Raw genomic sequence first — 19906 nt, 5'->3', positions numbered from 1 at the left:
TATTAAAAGGGGGTTAACAATTGAAAGCAAAACTGAAGGTTGAAAAAAATTTCCCGATTTCTGAAGTAGATCCACGTCTTTACGGTTCATTTATTGAGCATATGGGTCGAGCAGTCTATGAAGGAATCTACCAACCGGGACATCGGTCAGCAGATGAAGATGGTTTCAGAAAGGATGTACTAGAGCTCGTTAAGGAATTAAATATCCCGCTGGTAAGATATCCCGGTGGAAATTTTCTTTCTGGTTATAATTGGGAAGATGGAATTGGTCCTGTTAGCGAACGGCCAAAGCGACTCGATTTAGCCTGGCGGACAATTGAAACGAATGAAATCGGCTTGCATGAGTTTTTTAAATGGTCAAAAAAAGCTGGCACGGAAATAAATATGGCGGTCAATTTGGGTACTCGAGGTATCGATGAAGCTAGAAACTTGGTTGAATATTGCAATTTTAATGGAGATAGTTATTGGAGTAATTTAAGAAAAAGCAATGGGTTAGAAGAGCCTTTAAATATTAAAACTTGGTGCCTTGGCAATGAAATGGATGGGCCATGGCAGATAGGACACAAGACAGCTGAAGAATACGGACGTCTTGCTGCAGAAACAGCGAAGGCAATGAAATTAGTGGATGACACGATTGAATTGGTTGTATGCGGAAGTTCACATAGTCATATGCCGACTTTCGGTGAGTGGGAGATGACTGTTTTGGAGCATACGTATGAGTATGTCGACTTTCTTTCTCTTCATCAATATTATGGAAATCAAGAAGACGACCTGGAAAACTACCTCGCTCGTTCCTTAGATATGGATGAATTTATTTCTGGGGTAATTGCGATTTGTGATGCTGTTAAAGCAAAGAAACATAGTAATAAAACGATTGATTTATCATTTGATGAATGGAATATTTGGTATCACAGTAATGAACATGATGAAAAAGTAGCACCTTGGCAGATCGCACCGCCATTGTTAGAAGATCATTACAATTTTGAAGATACCCTCCTTTTAGGTTGTCTTCTCATCACATTATTAAAACATAGCGATCGAGTAAAAATAGCTTGTTTAGCACAACTAGTAAATGTTATTGCACCAATAATGACGAATCCAGATGGAGATGCTTGGCGTCAAACGATATTCTATCCCTTTATGCAAGTCTCAAACTATGGAAGAGGAACGGTGCTTCGACCTTTAGTTGAGTCAGAATTTTATGCAACCAAGGATTTTGAAAAAGTACCCTATCTGGAATCAATTGCTGTAGTAAATGAAGAAAAAAATGAATTAGTCATTTTTGCAGTCAATAGAGCAAAAGAAACAATGGACTTTCATATTGAATTGGGAGATTTGGTTGTGGAAAATGTGATCGAATTTTCTCAAATTTGCGGATCAGAGATAAAAGAAGTAAATACAGAAAAAGAGGAACGCATCAAACCTGTTTCTTCCAAGAATTATTCATTAGACAATGGGATCAACTGCTGTTTGCAATCTTTATCATGGAATATGATTAGATGTAGTTTAGAAAATACAATTAAAGGAGGAGTTTCTAATGAAATGGAATAAATTATTGTTGGCAACATTATCACTTGTCTCAGTTGGTGCATTGGCCGCGTGTGGAGGTGGCAAATCAACTAGTGGTGACTCAGGAGATAAAGTTACATTAACTTTTTGGAACGGCTTTACCGCATCTGACGGAGAGATTTTACAAGATATAGTGAATGACTTCAATGAAAGCAATGACAAGAATATCAAAATTGAGATGGACGTTATGACATGGGCAAACTTGAACGAAAAGTTGCCACCAGCTATTTCCTCCAAAACAGCACCTGACTTTATTGCTTTAAATTATGGTGATTTCGCTCAATACGTCGAAAATGGCGCCGTGCAATCCATGGATGATTTTTGGGATTATGATGGTGTGGACAAATCAGATTTTACACAAACCGCCGTTGATTTAGGCGTTGTAAATGAAAAACAATATTTTATTCCGATGCAAGTACAGGGAATGTATCTGTACTGGAACAAAGATTTATTTGAAAAAGCTGGTCTAGATGCTGAGGTACCACCGAAAACGTGGGAACAACTGACTGAGATGGCGCCTAAATTAGCTGATAGCAATTCAAATGTTTCTGGATTTGTTTTCAATAAAGATGGAAGCGCTCCCCTGTATAACTGGATACTTGCTAACGGTGGGAAGCTTGTCAATGATGACTATACAAAATCAGAGTTTGCTTCACCACAAAATTTAGAAACCTTAAAAGCAATCCAAAAAATGATCCATGTTGACAAAGCAGGTCCAGAATCTATTTCTGGCGCCGAGATGGATAACTTAATGAATGCAGGGCAACTAGCTATCGAAATCAATGGTCCATGGTTGAACAACGGTCTTAAAGCAAATGAAATTAACTATAGTGTGACAACTTTGCCTCAAGCTAGTGAAGATGGAGATAAAACTGCAATCCTTGATGGGGTTGGGTACGCAATTCCATCAAGTACAGATAGTGATAAAAAAGAAGCTATTTATGAATTTTTGAAATACTGGAACACAACAGAAATCGGCAAACGTTGGAGTATTGAAAACGGCTTCCCAGCTTATTTGAATTCTGTTGCTAATGATGAGGAAGTCAAAAACAATGAAATTGTTTCTGAACTTTCAAAACAAATGGCGTATGCTAAGCCATTTTTACCTGGATTCACGAAAATCGCTGCAATTAATAATGACATTATTAATCCTCTGATTGAAAAACTTTTGGCAGGAGAAGATCCTGAAAAATTGATGAACGACGCGGATGATGCAATCAATGATTTGCTCAATCAGTGATAACTATAGTAAGAGTCATACTGATTAGGGAAGCGCATAAATGAATCGATCGAGGCAGATTTTTTTAACTGTCAAGTGTGAAATTCTGTCTCGATTTCATTTCTATTTTTTAAGAGAGGTGTATATATTGAAATCAATTGCTAGATTTTGGAATAAACCAAGCCGAGCTGCCTATCTTTTTTTGGCACCGTCATTATTAGTCCTACTCGTTTTTACTGTTGTTCCACTTTTAGGAACATTCGCAATTAGCTTTACGGATCTAAATATCTTTTTTACCAGTAAAAATATTGTCGGACTAGATAATTTTATGAGGATCTTCAGTGATGAACGGGCAATCAACTCTTTGCTGCATACCCTGTATTTCACAATATTAGAAACACCATTACAAATTATTGTGGGATTGTTTGCGGCGGTAGTCTTATCAAAAAACACCAAATTTAACCGTTTTTGTCGTTCAACCTTCTATATACCTGTCATTTGTTCGTTGACATCTATCGCGATTATCTTCTCAATGTTACTAGATCCGAATGTCGGTGCAATTCCGTATCTATTCTCTCAACTAGGCTTACCGATTCCTCAATTTTTTCGCGATCCTACTTTAGCAATGCCGACAGTTGCAATCATGACAGTTTGGAAAAATTTTGGTGTAACAATGACCATTTTACTGACAGCCATTCAGGGAATTTCACCCTCCCTTTATGAATCAGCGGAGATGGATGGCGCAACGAATCGTCAGCAATTTTTCAATATAACCTTGCCACAGATAGTGCCTTCCCTCGGTTTTTGTATCTTAACAAATTTAATAGGATCCATGCAGGTCTTTGACCAAGTTTATGTAGCTACATCTGGAGGCCCACAATTTAAGACAGAAACGGCTGTTCAGTATATTTATAGCCGTGGTTTTACAGCACCTTATGAATTAGGTTATGCATCGGCACTATCTTCGATCCTTTTTGTCATTATAGCTGGAGTTGCAATATCAACTAATTTGTATATGACACATAAAGAACGGCAAATGAAATAGGAGGGGCAAAATGACATCAGAAAGTACAATTGTAAAGGTTGGACAAAAAAGAAATAAAGTTGATTTAAAAAAGATTTTTAGTGTAATTGGGATGCTCTTAGTGCTGTTCATTATTGCTTTCCCATTTCTCTGGCTAATCATTTCTTCTTTTAAATACGAGAAGGATATTATTTCTTTTCCACCGCGTATCTTTGCCGATAACTATACGTTAAATAATTATATCAAGGTTTGGTCAACGATCCCTTTGCTGGACTATATAAAAAATACTGTTATTTTTGCAGGTGGCACTGTGATCACATCGATCTTTTTTGATTCATTGGCAGGGTATGCTTTTGCCCGGATGAACTTTAAAGGGAAATCTGTTTTGTTTTATTTTATTCTGTTGACGATGATGATCCCATTCCAAGTATTCATGATTCCTTTGTTTATTCAAGTCAATCTTTTAGGGCTCTTAGATACATATGCAGGATTGATTATTCCAAGAATGACGACAGCTTTTGGGATCTTCATGATGCGCTCCTTTTTTGTCACACTGCCAGCTTCTTTAGAAGAAGCTGCCCGGATTGATGGATTGAGCGAATTCGGTATATTTTGGAAGATCATGCTTCCATTGAGCAAACCAACATTGCTTTCACTAGCGATATTTACATTGATGAATAGTTGGAATGACTTATTGTATCCTTTGATTTTGACCAGTAGTTCAAAAATGAGAACTTTACCAGCAGGACTGGCGCTTTTTACCGGACAGAATATTTCTTTCTACGGTCCAGTAATGGCGGGTACGGTCATTTCTATGTTGCCACTATTAATCATTTATATTTTTGCTCAAAAATACTTTGTTCAAGGGACCGCAATGTCTGGAATGAAAGAATAGGGTGTCGACAATGAAATTAGTTGAAACAAAAATTTATAGCCAGTTGATCATGATCACTGATTATGTACTTTTAGGTATACTCTGGGTAGTTGCTTCGCTCCCAATCATCACGATAGTGCCAGCCTCTGTTGCGACGTTGTATGTTTTGAAACAATGGCGCAACAGTGCTAGTGGTCAACTTTTATACCATTTTTACCAAGGAGTAAAAAAGCATTTTTGCATCAACCTATTGATCAGTGTGTTAACAATCAGCATCTATTTTACAACAAATCTTTTATTACAAGAAAATAGCCAGATATTAATGATCAGTGGCTATGTTGTTTCAATTATCTATCTAATGTTCTTAGTTTCTTGGATAAACAATTGCAGAAAAAATGAACACATGTCTATATTCACATTATTCGAGAAAAGTTCATTAGATTTAGTTCTCTCCTTTGGTAGAATGCTGTTCAGTAGTATGCTGATTTTTGGATTTACCATTTTGATTTTTTTATTTCCACCATTTATTTTCATTTTTGCGGGAGCTATTTGGAAATTACTTGATCTTATATTATCTAGGAAGAGTAGGGATAGTGAATGAATAGTAATAGTACAAGAATAAAAGTAAGAAAAGATTTTATCGTTGGTGATATCAGTTCAAGATTATTCGGATCATTTGTTGAACACATGGGAAGTGTCATCTATACAGGTATTTTCCAACCAGATCATCCTAATGCTGATAAAAATGGATTTCGTAGGGATGTACTGGAGCTAGTCAAAGAACTGGAACTCGGAGTTATTCGTTATCCGGGTGGAAATTTCACCTCTGGATATGATTGGTTAGACACGATTGGACCAAAAGAATCAAGGCCCCAAAAAATCGATTTGGCTTGGCGTGGAATAGAACCAAATACGTTTGGCATACATGAATTTTTTGATTGGTTAAAAGAGACGGGAGCAGAGCCGATTTTTACAGTCAATTTAGGAACGAAAGGGATTGATGATGCAAGAAATATCGTAGAGTACTGTAATTTTCCGAAAAACTCTTACTGGAGCGATTTGCGCAGAAAAAATGGCAGCGAAGAGCCGTTTAACGTCAAATTATGGTGTTTAGGTAATGAGCTGGATGGTCCCTGGCAGATTGGTGCTAAAAGTGCTTATGACTACGGACGATTAGCGAATGAAGCATCAAAAGTAATGAAGTTAGTGGATGATTCAATTGAGACGATTTTAGTCGGAAGTTCCACACCAAGATTGGCTAGCTATCCTGAATGGGATCGGATTGCATTAGAACAAGCTTATGAAACGGTTGATTATTTAGCACTTCATAACTATATCGATAAATATGATGAAGATGATTTAACGAAACCGCCAAAAAATGAACGGGACGATACGCCAACCTATCTTGCAAAATCCTATCGATTTGATCGTCAAATTGAAGAAGTAGTTGCTGCTTGTGACTATGTCAAAGGACTTTTGCGAAGTGAAAAAACGATGTATCTAGCTTTTGATGAATGGAATGTTCATTCACAACCAGAGAAACAGCATGAGGATTTTCAGGTAGGCAGTCCTATTGACTGGTGCTTTTTTACAATGGAAGATTCCTTATTGTTTGGGTCACTAGGATTGTCAATTTTAAGACATGCTGATCGTGTAAAGATTGCTTGCCAATCCTTATTGGTCAATACGATTCCGCTAATATTAACAGATCCTCAAGGGGAAGCTTGGTGTAATCCAACTTACTTTATTATGGCTCATTTATCTAGATATGCAAAAGGGACTGTACTAAAACAAATTACAAAAGGGCCAACTTATGATTGTGAGAAGGTCAAAAATGTTCCAATCGTTGACAGTGTAGTGATCGAAGATCAGCAAGAATTAGTGCTATTTTTAGTCAATCGAGGAGAACAAAAACAGACGATTCATTTAGATCATGATTTTGCTCTTAGCCAGACGGCAGAACATATTGTACTTAAGAGTGACACACTTTTTGCTAAAAATTTGAGAGAAACACCAAATAAAATCGTTCCCGAGTCTAAAGAAATAGTTTTTGAAAACGAGGAAGCTATTACTGTTACTGTAGAAAAGTATTCATGGAATGTAGTAAAAATAAAAAAGTTGTGAGGAAGTTTTATGGCAGAAAAGAAAAAATACAAAAATCCAATTGTAATTGAGCGTGCGGATCCTTGGGTTTATAAGCATACAGATGGGTTTTATTACTTTACTGGTTCGTTACCCGGATATCAAGCAATCGAGTTACGTAGAGCAAAAAAAATTGATGATCTTGAAAAGGCTGAGCGTGTACTTGTATGGCATGCCCCTAAAACGGGCATGATGAGTGAATTGATATGGGCGCCAGAAATCCATTATATTAACGAACGCTGGTATATTTATTTTGCGGCAAGCGATGATGCAAACATTCGAGATGAGCATCATCACCATCGTATGTTCGTCATTGAGAATGCACATCCAGACCCGATGAACACTGAATGGGTCGAAAAAGGCCAGATTGTTACAAAATTTGATAGTTTCAGTTTAGATGGTACGGCATTTCAGCATCGAAAAAAACTCTACTATGTTTGGGCACAGCAAGATCCGCGTATTCCTGGAAATTCAAATTTATACATTTCTGAAATGGCCAATCCTTGGACGCTTAAAGGAGAACAAGTTCTTCTTTCAATTCCAGAATATCAATGGGAAAAACGCGGCTTTTCAGTAAATGAAGGACCCGCAGTTATTATTAAGAATGGAAAAGTGTTTATCACTTATTCAGGAAGTGCTACTGATGAAAATTATGCTATGGGCCTTTTATGGGCGGATGAAGAGTCAGAACTTCTAAATGGTTACTCTTGGCATAAATCTCCAGAGCCAGTATTTGTTACTTCAGAAAGAAATAAGTGTTTTGGACCAGGTCACAACTCATTTACCAAAAGCGAGAACAATCAAGAGGATGTCCTGATTTTCCATGCTCGACCTGAAAAAAATGCTGTAGGAGACCCTTTGGATAATCCTAATCGACACGCTCATGCGCAAGTGTTCACATGGGATAGTAATGGATTTCCCTTCTTTGGAGAACCAATCGGCTAGAAAGGGAAGAAAGGTTGGTGTACGGATGATAAATGTAATGAATCAGAGAAATGGAACACCCATCAGTAAATATATCTACGGGCACTTTTCAGAACACCTCGGTCGCTGTATTTATGAAGGCTTATATGTAGGAGAAGATTCGCCTATTCCAAATAAAAATGGAATGCGCACAGATGTTGTAGAAGCTTTGAAAAATATCAAAATTCCTGTCTTACGCTGGCCTGGCGGTTGTTTCGCTGATGAATACCATTGGAAAGATGGGATTGGACCAAAAGAAAATCGAAAAACGATGGTCAACACGCACTGGGGTGGGGTGACTGAGAACAATCATTTCGGGACCCATGAATTTTTTGAATTGATCAAGCAGCTGGAATGTGATGCGTATGTCAATGGAAATGTTGGTAGCGGAACGGTGCAAGAAATGTCAGAATGGGTGGAATACATCACGATGGATGGCATTTCCCCGATGGCCGATCTTCGCAGAGAAAACGGTCATGAAGAAGCGTGGGAAATGAAATTTTTTGGCGTAGGAAACGAAAACTGGGGATGCGGCGGCAACATGCGACCAGAGTACTATGCGGATCTGTATCGTCGTTATCAAACCTATGTCCGCCAATACGGCGACAAAAAAATCTATAAAATTGCTGGTGGAGCAAATGTAGATGACTACCATTGGACAGAAACATTGATGAAAAATGCCCATTGGCTGATGGATGGTCTAAGTTTACACTACTATGTTCATCCCAAAGGTTGGGAAGAAAAAGGCAGTGCGCTGGAATTTGATGAGACGGAGTGGCAATTGACCTGTGAAAAAGCAGCGTACATGGATGAATTATTGACCCGTCACAGCGCTATCATGGATCAATATGATCCAGAACAGCGCGTCGGGATCATTGTTGATGAGTGGGGAACTTGGTTTACTGCGGAACCCGGAACAAATCCAGGATTTTTATATCAGCAAAACACGATTCGTGATGCGATGGTCGCAGCCATCACCTTGAATATTTTCCATAAACATGCCAAGCGAGTGCATATGGCAAATATTGCCCAGACAGTTAACGTCTTGCAAGCGATGATTTTGACAGATGGCGAACAAATGGTGAAAACACCAAGCTATCATGTATTTGATTTGTATAAAGTCCATCAAGATGCTGAAACCATTGATAGCCATGGAACTAGCAGCGATACCGTTACCTATACGATTTCCAAAAAGGAAGATACGATCCATCTATCGGTTTGTAATTTTGCTACCAAAGGTACGGAAGAATTATTCTTCTCCTTTGAAACAGCGATCAATGAAGTCAAAGAAGCGCGCTATATTGTCGGGGACAAAATGAACGCACACAATGATTTTGATCATCCAGAAGATGTAGTGATCCAAGATTTCGATGACTATTCAATCAACGATAATCAATTAACGGTTAATGTTCCAGCGATGAGTGTATTGACACTGTCTTTAGTGGGGTGATTCTATGACGTGTAAAGGTTGCGATATTAAAGAAACAGCTGTAGCAACTGATGTAGAAGCATTGATTGCAGAACAACTTGCAATCGAGAGCAATCTTGCTGTCCTTGAAGTCGTTAAGCACCGTATTACCATTTGTGAGGCTTGTACATTTCGTTCCCAGCACACCTGTACCAAATGTGGTTGCTTTTATAAATTTCGAGCAAATCTAGCTAAGAAAAATTGTCCTGCTGGAATGTGGGCACAAACAGGGCAGATCATTCAATAACCCTCCTGTTTGTAGCTCGAAGACTTAGCGGAACTGAATTTCATAAGGTATTGATAGAACGAAACTAAAGAAAGTCTATGGTCTCATTTCCGTAGGCTTTTTTGTTTTTTCAGGTAAAACATTGTCCTTGCCTCTGTGTTAAGATAGAGAAAATGATTTTTGTACCAATTTTTCGATAATAAGAGGAACTCTCACTTCGGGAGCTCTTTAGGAGTTGAATTTGTGGAAAATACGAACCATTCTATTGGCTCTGTAATTAAGGAGATACGTAGAGAAAAGCAGTTGACTCAAAATAATATTACAGAAGGATTTTTTTCGACAAGGCATTTGATCAATATCGAAAATGGCTCTGTAAGTCCTAGTACGGAAATATTACTGCATATTTGTTAAAAATTAGGGATCTCCATGGAAGAATTATTTCATCGAGTCTATGCGAAGGATCAAGCAGCGCTTGATGAGATAAAAGTGACGTTTACTTCTCTTTATGAAAATGGAGCATTTGATCAGATCAATGAAGCTCTTACGGAAAAGTTGGCGCAAATCAGTCATAAATATATCCGTGGCACAATTACGTATAAGTTTCTAAGTATTATGACAGCGTATTATGGTGAAAATAATGAGCAGACGTTATTTCACTTAGAACAACTTCTTGAAAATAACCCAATCATTTTAGAGCAACCATTTAAGGATTTACATACAAATATTCTGATTCAATATATCCAAGTCAGTTCGTATTCAAAAAAGTCATTGGTACTTGCGCAATCCATTGATTTCATAAAAGATGGTGCATTGACCTATGTTATCAATACGGGATTGCTAATCGATCAAGAGTGGGGAAAAGTCATAACCAATTGTCGGTTATCTATAAAAGAAGTCCAGAATAAATCGCTGTTTATTTTGCCGGGGTTATATCTTCAGTTAGGGATTTCTTTACACAAGATGAATGATGCAAAGGGACTTTTATATATGAAAAAAGCATTTGTACTGGCACAACTCAATGGTCAGGCCTATTATTTAAAGGGGTTTAAGGAAATGTTGGCTTATTTTGAGGTCCATCTCCCAAAAGATCTTTTGGAGGAAAGCCAAGACTTATTCTCTGGACAGTAGGGTATCCTTCCGTGCTGTCTCACATTTATTTTGCTTAAATTCCAGAAAAGGAACAAGTGAATTATCCTTCACTTGTTCCTTGTTTCTTTCTATTCTATAGTGTTGCTAACAACAAAAGTTCTTAGGATAGGAGGAGGTTAAGTGAATTTGATTTTTGAATATACGTCAAAAAGAAGAATGCTTTTTTGTCTTTTATTGATGATTTTGACGTCGGGTACAAATGCGTTTACGAGCGTTCTTTTCTCAACGATTATTCAGTATGCGACGAAGGGAGGCGGATCGTATGTTTCCTTGCTTTTGTTGTCCGTAGTGGTTTATAGCTGCTTTTTTTTATTGAGCTATTTTGAGCTTCAATTGGTCAATCAATTAACTTTTGAGTTTAACACCCGGGTTAAAAAAAGCGTTTTTGAGCGTCTTTTGTCGGAAAGTGACTGTAATATTCCATCGGGAGAGGCCCTTAACTTTGTGTCGAATGATTTGAAGCTGTTAGAACAAAATTATTTAGGTAGTTTTTTTCAAATTGTAAAATTATTAGCCACTTTTGTTCTCTCGTTGATAACTGCTGTTTTCTACGATCTTCAGATGGCCATGGTGTTTATTGCCTTTTCACTCATTCCGTTGTTTATACCTCATCTTTTTGAAACAAAAATCAAGCGCGCTTCTAAAGAGTGGTCGGCTGCAAATGCGATTTTTATTTCCACTTTTAAAGAAATGGTTGCTGGTCTTACTGTCATCAGGATGTTCCAAAGTCAAAACTATTTTTTTGAAAAAAATGCTGCGGGAATTGATACCATGGAGCAAAAATTACAGCAGATGAATTTCTTAACCAAAATCAGTTCTGCACTGATTCATACCGTTGGAACGATCTGTTTCTTTTTTCCTATTATGATTGGTGGAATCCTTGTGGCGAAAAATCAGTTAGCACTGGCTAATCTGATGGGTCTGGTGCAAATTTCCAATACTATCGTTAATCCATTGATTTCAGGCATTGCTTTGATGGGTACCTTTCATTCTGTGCAACCAATTATCGGAAAATTACCAAAGTCCTGTTCTTCTACACCTTCTTTTGCGAAGAAACAACGGTCTTCTGTTACTGGAAGGATTCGTTTTCGTGATCTAACTATTTACAGAAGCGAACGGCCGCTCTTTCAGCCGATAAATGACACGATTGAGGCAGGAGAAAAAGTGCTGATCAGAGGACGCTCGGGGATTGGAAAATCGACATTCTTGCAATTGCTTTTACATAAAGAAATTCATTACCAAGGAAGTCTTGAAGTTGAGAAGAAAAAGAGTTTGACAGAGAAACCAGCAGATCTGCTGTTGGTTCCTCAAGAGCCCTTCATAATGAATGCCTCGCTAAAAGAAAATATCTGTTTTGATGAAACTTTCTCTACTAAGGAATATCAAGAAATTCTTGAGAAAACAGACTTGACATTACTCGCACAAGAATGGGGAAACAAGCTTCTTGGAGAGAATGGTCAGTATTTGTCTGGTGGTCAAAAGCAGCGAGTCGTGTTAGCTCGAACGCTGATTCGACAGCCCAAAATCGTACTTTTAGACGAATGCACTTCCGCACTTGATAACGAGGCGACCAAAAAGTTACAGAGGATCATTCACTCGTTACCTCAAACGGTCTTAGAAGTTGCCCATAAAGTAACGGTCGAGGAGGAACAGTGCTACGATAACATCATCGAATTAAGGGATTAAACAGAAAAAACCACCGTATGTGGACTTGGTCCTAAATACGGTGGGAATATCGGTTATTTCGACGAACGACTGGCTGGGTCCAACCGTCGTTCAATAAATCCTAAGCCTAAATCGGTGATGATTGCCATCAATGCTGTTGGTAGGGCTCCTGCAAGAATGATCGAAGCACCATCCGTGGCATTGGTTCCGCGGATGATGATGTCCCCTAAACCACCAGCACCGACGAAGGCGCCGATGGCCGTGATACCAATTGCAACGACTAATGCATTCCGAATACCTGCCATGATGACAGAGACGGATAAAGGCAATTCGATCATATACAGTCGTTGCCAACTTGTCATACCCATTCCTTTACCAACATCTAACGTATTGCGGTCTACTTGACGCATACCGGTATAGGTGTTTTTGATGATCGGTAAAAGGGAGTAAAGGAAAATCGTTAAAATCACGACATTGACACCGAGTCCCATGCCAATCATCAGAATCGAGATCATAGCCAGTGAAGGAATCGTTTGGATGATATTGGCGATTCGGATGACCCAATCTGCCAGACGCGTCTTTTTAGAAATCAAGATTCCTAGGGGAATACCAACGATGGATGCGAATAAAACACCATAGATGGAAATGAGGAAGTGACGAATAAATTGGGCAAAGACATAACCGCCATTTTCCTGAAAGTAGGCAATAAATTGTTGAAATAGATTCATGTCATTCATTTCGTCACTCTCCTTCAAAATAATGATTGTCTTTTAAGAAACGTTCCGCGACTACAGTCGGCTCCAATAAATCATTATCAACTTGATAATTGAGTTGCTGCATTTTTTCCGTGGAGATCGTACCGGCCAGTTTGTTCAAGGCGTCGGCTACTTCTGGGGTGTCTTTGATGAGTTTATCATCCACCACAGGTGCTGCATCGTAAGGTGGGAAGAAGTTCAAATCATCTTCTAGCATAACCAGATCATAACTGGCGATCCGTCCATCGGTTGAATAGCCGAGTACGATATCCATTTTGCCATTATCGACTGCGTCATAGACCAAGCCAATCTGCATAGGCAAAATGTTTTTGAAAGAAAAGCCATATGCTTTTTGGAAGCCATCGTAGCCGTCACCTTCACGGGTGATCCATGCTGTATCGACACCGGCTACCAATTGATCGGCAACGCCTTTTAAATCGCTGACTTTTTTCAGATTATATTTTTCTGCGGTATCTTTTCTGACTAGAAAAACATAAGTATTGTCAAAGCCATAGGAAGGGAACCATGTTTGCTGGAACCGTTTTTCAAATTCATCTTTGACGGTCTTAAAGGCTGCAGCAGGATCGGACTGTGGTTTTAAACCCAGTGTCGTCGTTAAATCTGTTCCGGTATAACGAGCAGCCGAGATCGATGCATCGCCATTCATCATTGCCTGATGATTGATGGTCGTTGTGGCCAAGTTATTGATAACAGTAGTCTTTTTGTCCGTGTAATGTTCCACCATTCCAGCAACGATCGCCCCAAGAATCTGAGCTTCCGAGGTGATTCCCCCGGTAATTGCTACCGTATCTTCCGTTGATGTAGAAGCAAGTCCTGGGAAGGAGCAGCCGGATAGTAAAACAAAGGTCATGGACAATAATAGACCGAGTTTCGCTTTGATTTTCATTTAGGCATCCTCCTTTAATGCAGCTGGTGTCAGTTTGTTTTCAAGTAATCCCAGTAGCCAGTCTGCTAAAAGTGCGAAGATCGTTACTGGGATCGTACCAGCAAAAATCAATGGTGGTTGGTAATTATTCAATCCACTAAAGATCAAATCCCCCAGACCTCCGGCACCAATATAAGAGGCCAATGTTGCCCATGCTAAAACATAGACTGCAGATAAGCGGATCCCTGCCATAATGGTCGGGATCGCCAAAGGCAGTTCCACACTGATGATCGATTGGAAGTTGGTCATGCCCATTCCTTTGGCAACATCGCGGTAATTCCAATCGACTTTTTTCATGCCGATATAGGTGTTGCGCAAAATAGGCAGCAATGAATAGATAAAAAGCGCAGCAATCGCTGGGATTTTTCCCACACCTAAAATAGGAATCATCAATGCCAATAAAGCCAATGAGGGGATGGTTTGTAAGGCACTGGTCACACCGATCACAATCGAAGCCGCTTTAGGAAAACGTGTCAAAATAACGCCTAAAGGAACAGCGACCAGAATACCTAGAAATAATGCGGCAAATGAGATATATAAATGCTCGATACTTTTGGTAACCAGTTCGCCGCCATATTCATTAAAGAAGCTTTGCATGGCTAGACCTCCTCTGGTTTTGCGGATTCAATCGCATCAAGAATAGAGGACTCCTCGCCCCAAATAACATCATAAACAATGTCTACTAAGGAAGCACGGGTCAAAATTCCTACTAAATGTTTTTCGTTATCAACGACGGGCACGTATTTTAATCCGCGTTTTAGGATCCGTTGCAACGTATCTCGTAGTAAAGCAGTTTCTTTTACATAGAAGACATCTTTATTCAGAATATCTCCAACACTGGTTACTTTTCCTCGATTGCGGTCGATTGATTCGACATCGATGTAGCCTTTCAAGACATTGCTATTATCTGTGACTAACAACGTATCGACCCGTTTTTCTCTCATTAGACGAATCGCTTCTTGCAAAGATTTTTCTGGCGTGATGGCGATCGGTGTTTTGAGCATGACTTCTTTGACTGGTGTCGTGTCTGGTTTCGCTTGCAGAAGGCGGTCTTCACCAATCAATTCTTCAACAAAGCTGTTTGCAGGGTTTCGCAGAATGTTTTGCGGAGTATCAAATTGGATGACACGGCCTTCACTCATGATCAAGATGCGGCTAGCTAACTTTAATGCTTCATCCATATCATGGGTGACGAAAACGACGGTTTTTCCTAAACGCTCTTGTAAGTCTTTGACCAAATCTTGCAATGAATCGCGAGTGATAGGGTCCAATGCACCAAAAGGTTCATCCATCAGAATGACGTCTTGGTCGGCTGCCAACGCTCGGACAACACCGATCCGTTGTTGTTGTCCACCAGACAACTCATTTGGATAACGGTCTAACATCTCCCGCGGAAGTTCGACAAGATCAATCATTTTTTCGGCGGTTTTATTGCGCTCTTCTTGGCTGACCTTCAACAGTTTTTGTACAAGGGTAATGTTTTCGCGAATCGTCATATGCGGCATGAGACCAATGCTTTGGATCACATAGCCGATTTGGCGACGCAATTCGACAGGGTTGATATCGGTCACACTTTTGCCATCGATTAAAATTTTTCCTTTCGTTGGATCGGTCATTCGGTTGATCATTCGCATACAAGTTGTTTTCCCACTACCGCTGGTACCGATGAAACAGATGAACTCTCCTTTCTCAAAGGATAGATTGACATCTTCGACAGCTACTTTGCCGCCTTTATAGATTTTGGATACATGTTGAAATTCAATCATGATTTCACCTCTAATTTTATTTAGGCAACGATTGTTCTGCCTAGGCTCTGTCAATAGTATGCCTAAAAGTAGGCTGTTATTCAAATATTCTGCCTTTTTTATTCAGATTCACATATTTTGCTGAGAAAGAGTGAGGAATATCCAATCGAAAATAGTTGAGGATAGAAATTTAGTCATTGGCAATTTTTCTATTCGTTATTTTAAATTCATTGTGTTTTGGGCATAAAAGCGTATTTTACAAAGGCTATGTTGGGAGATCTTAGAGAAAGTAGCAGTTTTTTTCCCCTGACTATAAAAACGTGATAGAATAGACGGGCATATGAAAGAAAGAGAGTGACGACATGCTTACAACAGAAGATTTTGACTTTGAGTTACCGGAAGAATTGATCGCTCAAACGCCGCTTAGCGATCGCTCAAGTTCCCGCCTATTGGTGGTAGACCGAGAAAGCGGCGCAATGGAAGACAAACATTTTTATGACATTATTGATGAATTAGCTCCTGGCGATGCCCTTGTCATGAATGATACCCGTGTGTTGCCAGCCCGTATCTATGGTGAAAAAATCGAGACCGGTGCCCACTTAGAGATTTTATTGTTAAACAATATCGAAGGAGACAGTTGGGAGACATTGATCAAACCAGCCAAGCGAGCAAAAGTCGGTACGAAGATCACATTTGGTGATGGCCGCTTAGAAGCGGTTGTTGAAAAAGAGTTAGAACACGGGGGACGAATCATTCGCTTCAGCTACGATGGCATTTTCTTGGAAATTTTAGAATCATTGGGTGAAATGCCATTGCCGCCATATATCAAAGAACGATTGGAAGATCCAGACCGTTACCAAACCGTTTATGCCAAAGAAAATGGTTCGGCAGCGGCACCAACGGCCGGTTTGCATTTTACGCCAGAATTATTGGAGAAAATCGCTGATAAAGGGGTTAAGTTAGTTTATTTGACCTTGCATGTTGGGTTAGGAACGTTTCGCCCAGTTAGTGTGGACAATATCGCGGACCATGAAATGCATAGCGAGTTTTACCGATTGACAGAAGAAGCGGCGGCCCAATTAAACGAGGTACGAGCAAATGGTGGGAAAATCGTTGCTGTTGGAACGACTTCGATCCGTACATTGGAAACCATCGGCTCAAAATTTGATGGTGAGATCAAAGCTGACAGCGGCTGGACCAGCATTTTTATTACTCCTGGCTATCAGTTTAAAGTTGTCCAAGCCTTCTCAACGAATTTCCATTTGCCAAAATCGACATTGGTGATGCTGGTCAGTGCCTTTGCCGGACGTGATCTGACATTAGAAGCTTACCACCATGCCATTGAAGAACGCTATCGCTTCTTTAGCTTTGGCGACGCCATGTTCTTAAAATAAAAAAACTGAACGACAAGTGCGGTTCATTAAGTTGAAGGTTTCAACTTTTTGAACTGCTTTTTTGTCGTCCAGCCTATATCTAAGGGAAGGTATAAGTAGTGGTCACTGATGGTTGGTTCATGCAAAGCAATTTGTTCCTCAAAATTTGTTTTCTTTTACAAACTTACACATGTTTCGTGTGTTCTGATACAACGTAATAGACGTATCCTATTTTCGAAAAGATTCTCGATTTTGTGTTACGCTTTTCTGTTACTTTACACGCTTGATACTAGGTGAAACTTGTACGTTCAACAACTTTTTGTAGATTGAGTTTGCGATATTTACAAGACCACTAACAGAGTTGCTACCTTCCTTACACCTATACTATAGCATATTTAGAAAGCGTTTGCAAACGGAAAATCTGTATCGACTCATTGAAGCAAGTCCTCATTGGCAGAGGGAAAAGATGGGTGCCTATCAGAAAAAAACGAGTCAGATGATGGCAAAATCAGGGATAGGCGGCTGTTTTAATGGTCTATCAGCATTTTTGATACACTTTATAGGGACGCCCAATCTTAGTATAGATGATCTGACTTTTGACATAGTCGTGCGTTTCTAAATAAGACATATATTTCCGTACGGAAACGTGGGAAAAGCCGCTGATTTCCACCAAATCTTGGATCGTGAACGCTGCCGGAAAGGTTTGGATCGCTGCTTTGATACGATCCATCGTATCCGCAGACAGGCCTTTATCCAGTTCAACAGAGGATGAATCAGGTCTTTGTTTGGCCACGAGCATTTGGTCAATGGTTTCTTGTGCTAAATTGTCTTGTTCCAAAGCTTCTTGCCTTTTTAGAAACAGCTCGATGCTTTGCCGGAAGCGTTCATAGGTAAATGGTTTGACAAGGTAGTCCAGGACCCCTAGATGCAGTCCGTACTGGATGGTCTGAGTTTCATTGGCCGCTGTGATCAAAATCACTTCGATGGCTTGTTGCGACTCGCGGATCTCTTTGAGCAAGTCTAAGCCGTTGCCGTTTTTCAGATGGACATCGAGCAGTACTAAATCAACTTGTTTACTTTGTAGTAAATGTTCAGCGTCGGCGACTGTATCTGCCGAATAGATTTCTTGAAAGGTACCAATTTTTTCTAAATAGTTCCGATGGATAAACTCCACCATTGGGTCATCTTCGACGATCAATCCGTTTAATGGTTTCATTTTATCACCCCATGATAATGTGTTTGAATTTGAAGAATAACTAGGTTTGGCTGTTCCTCAATAGAAAACAGTGCCTGATAATCTTTTAGCATTTGCTGGAAATAGTTGCTGTGAAAACTGTCCTGAACTTGCTGATTGGCTTCAGACAGCTGGATCGTGTAAGTAGAGGTCAGCTGATCGATCGCGTATTGAATCTCGATCCGCAATTCCTCGATGGCCTGCATCTGCAGCAAAATATGATGAATGTAGCGGTAAAGATCGATCAAGGCTTTGGTTTCTGCTTCTTGCGGATTCGCAGGGATTTCTGGTGAAATCTCAATCAGAAGCTGGATTTTACGTTCCGAAAATTTTTGTCGTTCTCCAATGAGGAATCCGGCGATTTGCGGATTCTGAACTAAAAAGGAGAGTCGATGAGAAAACTCTTTTTCGGGAGTCAAAATATCATCCAGATAAATTTTCAACTCATCATATGCTTTTAAGTCGGCGAGTCCATAGATCACATGCAGTTTATTCATAAATTCATGAGATTGAGACTGCAGCGCAGTGGCATATGCGGTGGTGTTGGCTAGTTGATCCATAACGAACAACGACTCCGTCGCATTACGCAAAAAGACGATCCAACCGATCCGTTTTTGTTCCACGATGATCGGCGCCGAGGAGAAAAGAAAATCTTGCCCATTTTGCCGATAGAGCTGTTCGACATTGCGTTCTAAATCGATAGTTTCTGTCTGCAAAACTAGATCTTGCAAATGTTTGCCGACTAATGAGTCTGTGCGGCCACTGTTCTTTTGATATAGTTCGTTCGCAGCGATATTCGCCAGATTGATTTGTTGGTTCAAATCCAAGACAATGACAGCATCTTTGGTCTCTTCTAACATGGCATTGCGTTCTTCAAAAAGCCGTGAAATTTCCTTTGGTTCTAAATTGTGCAGTTGTCTTTTTAAATAATAGGCGAGTCCAGTTGCTGCGCAGGCGGCGATCGCAATACTTAGCACCAAAGCAATCAAATACCCTTCTCGGGAACTTTTTATTAAAGCGCTTAGTGACTGCATGCGGATTCCTAAAGCCACCACACCGATTTGTTTCTTCGGTTCTGTTAGGGAATAGACCGGAACGAATCCCCGCAGTGAGCGGCCCAATGTTCCTTCACTGATGGAAGTGTGCTCTTTTCCTTCCAATGCGGTGACTTCATCACCACCTTCGAAGTGTTTACCGATTTGGGACTCATCGGGATGAGTCAAGCGAATCGCCTGCATATTCATCACAACCACGAAGTCTAGTCCATGTATTTGCGTCACTTCTTTTGTGTACGCTTCCAATTCAGCATTGGTCTTTTCTTCTTCTAGCGCAGCGGTCACCTGTGGATCGATGGCCAGCTGTTTGCCAACGGCTAAGAGCAATTGTTCTTCATTGGAACGAATAAATGACGAATTTTGTATCAGGACCAATCCATAAAGAATAGAGGTGACAAGGAGCAGGATGATCGTAAAAACGACTGTTAACACACCCCATAACCGTAACCCTTTTTTCACTGTAGTTCCCCCTTTGCTCTTAAATTATAACATAGCTGACG

Annotated in this window: 18 protein-coding genes; 12 read left to right on the top strand and 6 right to left on the bottom strand. The window is 39.9% G+C overall.

The window, feature by feature from the left end:
• The first annotated feature begins 101 nt into the window (after nt 1-101).
• The 11 genes from Q0A12_RS15260 (at nt 102) to Q0A12_RS15210 (ending at nt 12319) form a co-directional block, all read left to right on the top strand.
• Nucleotides 102-1550 carry an alpha-N-arabinofuranosidase gene (locus Q0A12_RS15260; RefSeq protein ID WP_291293481.1) on the top strand — a complete coding sequence of 483 codons (1449 nt, stop codon included), beginning with the start codon at nt 102-104 and terminating at the stop codon, nt 1548-1550.
• Nucleotides 1537-2808, top strand: a complete 1272-nt coding sequence (locus Q0A12_RS15255; RefSeq protein WP_291293479.1) for an ABC transporter substrate-binding protein — start codon at nt 1537-1539, stop codon at nt 2806-2808. The genes Q0A12_RS15260 and Q0A12_RS15255 overlap by 14 nt, the downstream gene beginning before the upstream one ends.
• 127 nt (nt 2809-2935) lie before the next feature.
• Nucleotides 2936-3832 (top strand): sugar ABC transporter permease, encoded by an 897-nt coding sequence (locus tag Q0A12_RS15250; RefSeq protein WP_291293478.1) that lies wholly within the window; start codon nt 2936-2938, stop codon nt 3830-3832.
• 91 nt (nt 3833-3923) lie between these two features.
• On the top strand, nt 3924-4706 hold the full coding sequence (locus tag Q0A12_RS15245) for a carbohydrate ABC transporter permease (RefSeq protein ID WP_366031563.1): 783 nt from the start codon (nt 3924-3926) through the stop codon (nt 4704-4706).
• A gap of 10 nt (nt 4707-4716) precedes the next feature.
• Nucleotides 4717-5286, top strand: coding sequence for a DUF624 domain-containing protein (locus Q0A12_RS15240; protein WP_291293477.1), 570 nt, complete (start codon nt 4717-4719; stop codon nt 5284-5286).
• Nucleotides 5283-6809, top strand: a complete 1527-nt coding sequence (locus Q0A12_RS15235) for an alpha-L-arabinofuranosidase C-terminal domain-containing protein (RefSeq protein WP_291293476.1) — start codon at nt 5283-5285, stop codon at nt 6807-6809. The genes Q0A12_RS15240 and Q0A12_RS15235 overlap by 4 nt, the downstream gene beginning before the upstream one ends.
• A 9-nt stretch (nt 6810-6818) precedes the next feature.
• The gene (locus Q0A12_RS15230; protein ID WP_291293475.1) at nt 6819-7772 is read left to right on the top strand and encodes a family 43 glycosylhydrolase; all 954 of its coding nucleotides are present in this window, start codon (nt 6819-6821) and stop codon (nt 7770-7772) included.
• Nucleotides 7773-7797: 25 nt separating this feature from the next.
• Nucleotides 7798-9240, top strand: a complete 1443-nt coding sequence (locus Q0A12_RS15225; protein ID WP_291293474.1) for an alpha-N-arabinofuranosidase — start codon at nt 7798-7800, stop codon at nt 9238-9240.
• Between the two features lie 4 nt (nt 9241-9244).
• Nucleotides 9245-9505 (top strand): DUF6171 family protein, encoded by a 261-nt coding sequence (locus tag Q0A12_RS15220; RefSeq protein WP_060813166.1) that lies wholly within the window; start codon nt 9245-9247, stop codon nt 9503-9505.
• A gap of 405 nt (nt 9506-9910) precedes the next feature.
• Nucleotides 9911-10612 (top strand): hypothetical protein, encoded by a 702-nt coding sequence (locus tag Q0A12_RS15215; RefSeq protein WP_291293473.1) that lies wholly within the window; start codon nt 9911-9913, stop codon nt 10610-10612.
• A 141-nt stretch (nt 10613-10753) separates the two neighbouring features.
• The gene (locus Q0A12_RS15210) at nt 10754-12319 is read left to right on the top strand and encodes an ABC transporter ATP-binding protein (protein ID WP_291293472.1); all 1566 of its coding nucleotides are present in this window, start codon (nt 10754-10756) and stop codon (nt 12317-12319) included.
• 53 nt (nt 12320-12372) lie between these two features.
• On the opposite strand, the gene Q0A12_RS15205 is transcribed toward Q0A12_RS15210, so the two are convergent.
• The 4 genes from Q0A12_RS15205 to Q0A12_RS15190 are packed head-to-tail and all read right to left on the bottom strand — an operon-like array spanning nt 12373 to nt 15765.
• A complete protein-coding gene (locus Q0A12_RS15205) occupies nt 12373-13035 on the bottom strand; it encodes an ABC transporter permease (RefSeq protein ID WP_291293471.1) in 663 nt (220 codons plus the stop codon).
• A 4-nt stretch (nt 13036-13039) separates the two neighbouring features.
• On the bottom strand, nt 13040-13960 hold the full coding sequence (locus Q0A12_RS15200) for an osmoprotectant ABC transporter substrate-binding protein (RefSeq protein ID WP_291293470.1): 921 nt from the start codon (nt 13958-13960) through the stop codon (nt 13040-13042).
• Complete coding sequence (locus Q0A12_RS15195) at nt 13961-14596, bottom strand: ABC transporter permease (RefSeq protein ID WP_291293469.1); 636 nt, start codon at nt 14594-14596, stop codon at nt 13961-13963.
• Between the two features lie 2 nt (nt 14597-14598).
• A complete protein-coding gene (locus tag Q0A12_RS15190) occupies nt 14599-15765 on the bottom strand; it encodes a betaine/proline/choline family ABC transporter ATP-binding protein (RefSeq protein WP_291293468.1) in 1167 nt (388 codons plus the stop codon).
• 341 nt (nt 15766-16106) lie between these two features.
• Between Q0A12_RS15190 and queA the strand changes: the two genes are divergently transcribed.
• Nucleotides 16107-17138, top strand: coding sequence for a tRNA preQ1(34) S-adenosylmethionine ribosyltransferase-isomerase QueA (gene queA / locus Q0A12_RS15185; protein ID WP_291293467.1), 1032 nt, complete (start codon nt 16107-16109; stop codon nt 17136-17138).
• 517 nt (nt 17139-17655) lie between these two features.
• Here the strand turns inward: queA and Q0A12_RS15180 are convergent.
• Together Q0A12_RS15180 and Q0A12_RS15175 are read right to left on the bottom strand one after the other, a co-directional pair.
• On the bottom strand, nt 17656-18333 hold the full coding sequence (locus Q0A12_RS15180; protein ID WP_291293466.1) for a response regulator: 678 nt from the start codon (nt 18331-18333) through the stop codon (nt 17656-17658).
• Nucleotides 18330-19865: a sensor histidine kinase gene (locus tag Q0A12_RS15175; RefSeq protein ID WP_291293465.1), complete on the bottom strand. Its 1536-nt coding sequence runs from the start codon at nt 19863-19865 to the stop codon at nt 18330-18332. The genes Q0A12_RS15180 and Q0A12_RS15175 overlap by 4 nt, the downstream gene beginning before the upstream one ends.
• Nucleotides 19866-19906 lie beyond the last annotated feature (41 nt).

Origin of the sequence: Enterococcus sp. (assembly GCF_022711995.1) — a bacterium.
GTDB lineage: Bacteria > Bacillota > Bacilli > Lactobacillales > Enterococcaceae > Enterococcus_D.
Note: the sequence above shows the minus strand (reverse complement) of the source record. Positions and strands in the feature narration are given on the sequence as shown.

Coding starts and splice junctions, on each gene's coding strand:
- Q0A12_RS15260 (WP_291293481.1), top strand. CDS start 102: ATGGGTCGAGCAGTCTATGAAGGAATCTACCAACCGGGACATCGGTCA.
- Q0A12_RS15255 (WP_291293479.1), top strand. CDS start 1,537: ATGAAATGGAATAAATTATTGTTGGCAACATTATCACTTGTCTCAGTT.
- Q0A12_RS15245 (WP_366031563.1), top strand. CDS start 3,924: ATGCTCTTAGTGCTGTTCATTATTGCTTTCCCATTTCTCTGGCTAATC.
- Q0A12_RS15240 (WP_291293477.1), top strand. CDS start 4,717: ATGAAATTAGTTGAAACAAAAATTTATAGCCAGTTGATCATGATCACT.
- Q0A12_RS15235 (WP_291293476.1), top strand. CDS start 5,283: ATGAATAGTAATAGTACAAGAATAAAAGTAAGAAAAGATTTTATCGTT.
- Q0A12_RS15230 (WP_291293475.1), top strand. CDS start 6,819: ATGGCAGAAAAGAAAAAATACAAAAATCCAATTGTAATTGAGCGTGCG.
- Q0A12_RS15225 (WP_291293474.1), top strand. CDS start 7,798: ATGATAAATGTAATGAATCAGAGAAATGGAACACCCATCAGTAAATAT.
- Q0A12_RS15220 (WP_060813166.1), top strand. CDS start 9,245: ATGACGTGTAAAGGTTGCGATATTAAAGAAACAGCTGTAGCAACTGAT.
- Q0A12_RS15215 (WP_291293473.1), top strand. CDS start 9,911: ATGGAAGAATTATTTCATCGAGTCTATGCGAAGGATCAAGCAGCGCTT.
- Q0A12_RS15205 (WP_291293471.1), bottom strand. CDS start 13,035: ATGAATGACATGAATCTATTTCAACAATTTATTGCCTACTTTCAGGAA.
- Q0A12_RS15200 (WP_291293470.1), bottom strand. CDS start 13,960: ATGAAAATCAAAGCGAAACTCGGTCTATTATTGTCCATGACCTTTGTT.
- Q0A12_RS15195 (WP_291293469.1), bottom strand. CDS start 14,596: ATGCAAAGCTTCTTTAATGAATATGGCGGCGAACTGGTTACCAAAAGT.
- Q0A12_RS15190 (WP_291293468.1), bottom strand. CDS start 15,765: ATGATTGAATTTCAACATGTATCCAAAATCTATAAAGGCGGCAAAGTA.
- queA (WP_291293467.1), top strand. CDS start 16,107: ATGCTTACAACAGAAGATTTTGACTTTGAGTTACCGGAAGAATTGATC.
- Q0A12_RS15180 (WP_291293466.1), bottom strand. CDS start 18,333: ATGAAACCATTAAACGGATTGATCGTCGAAGATGACCCAATGGTGGAG.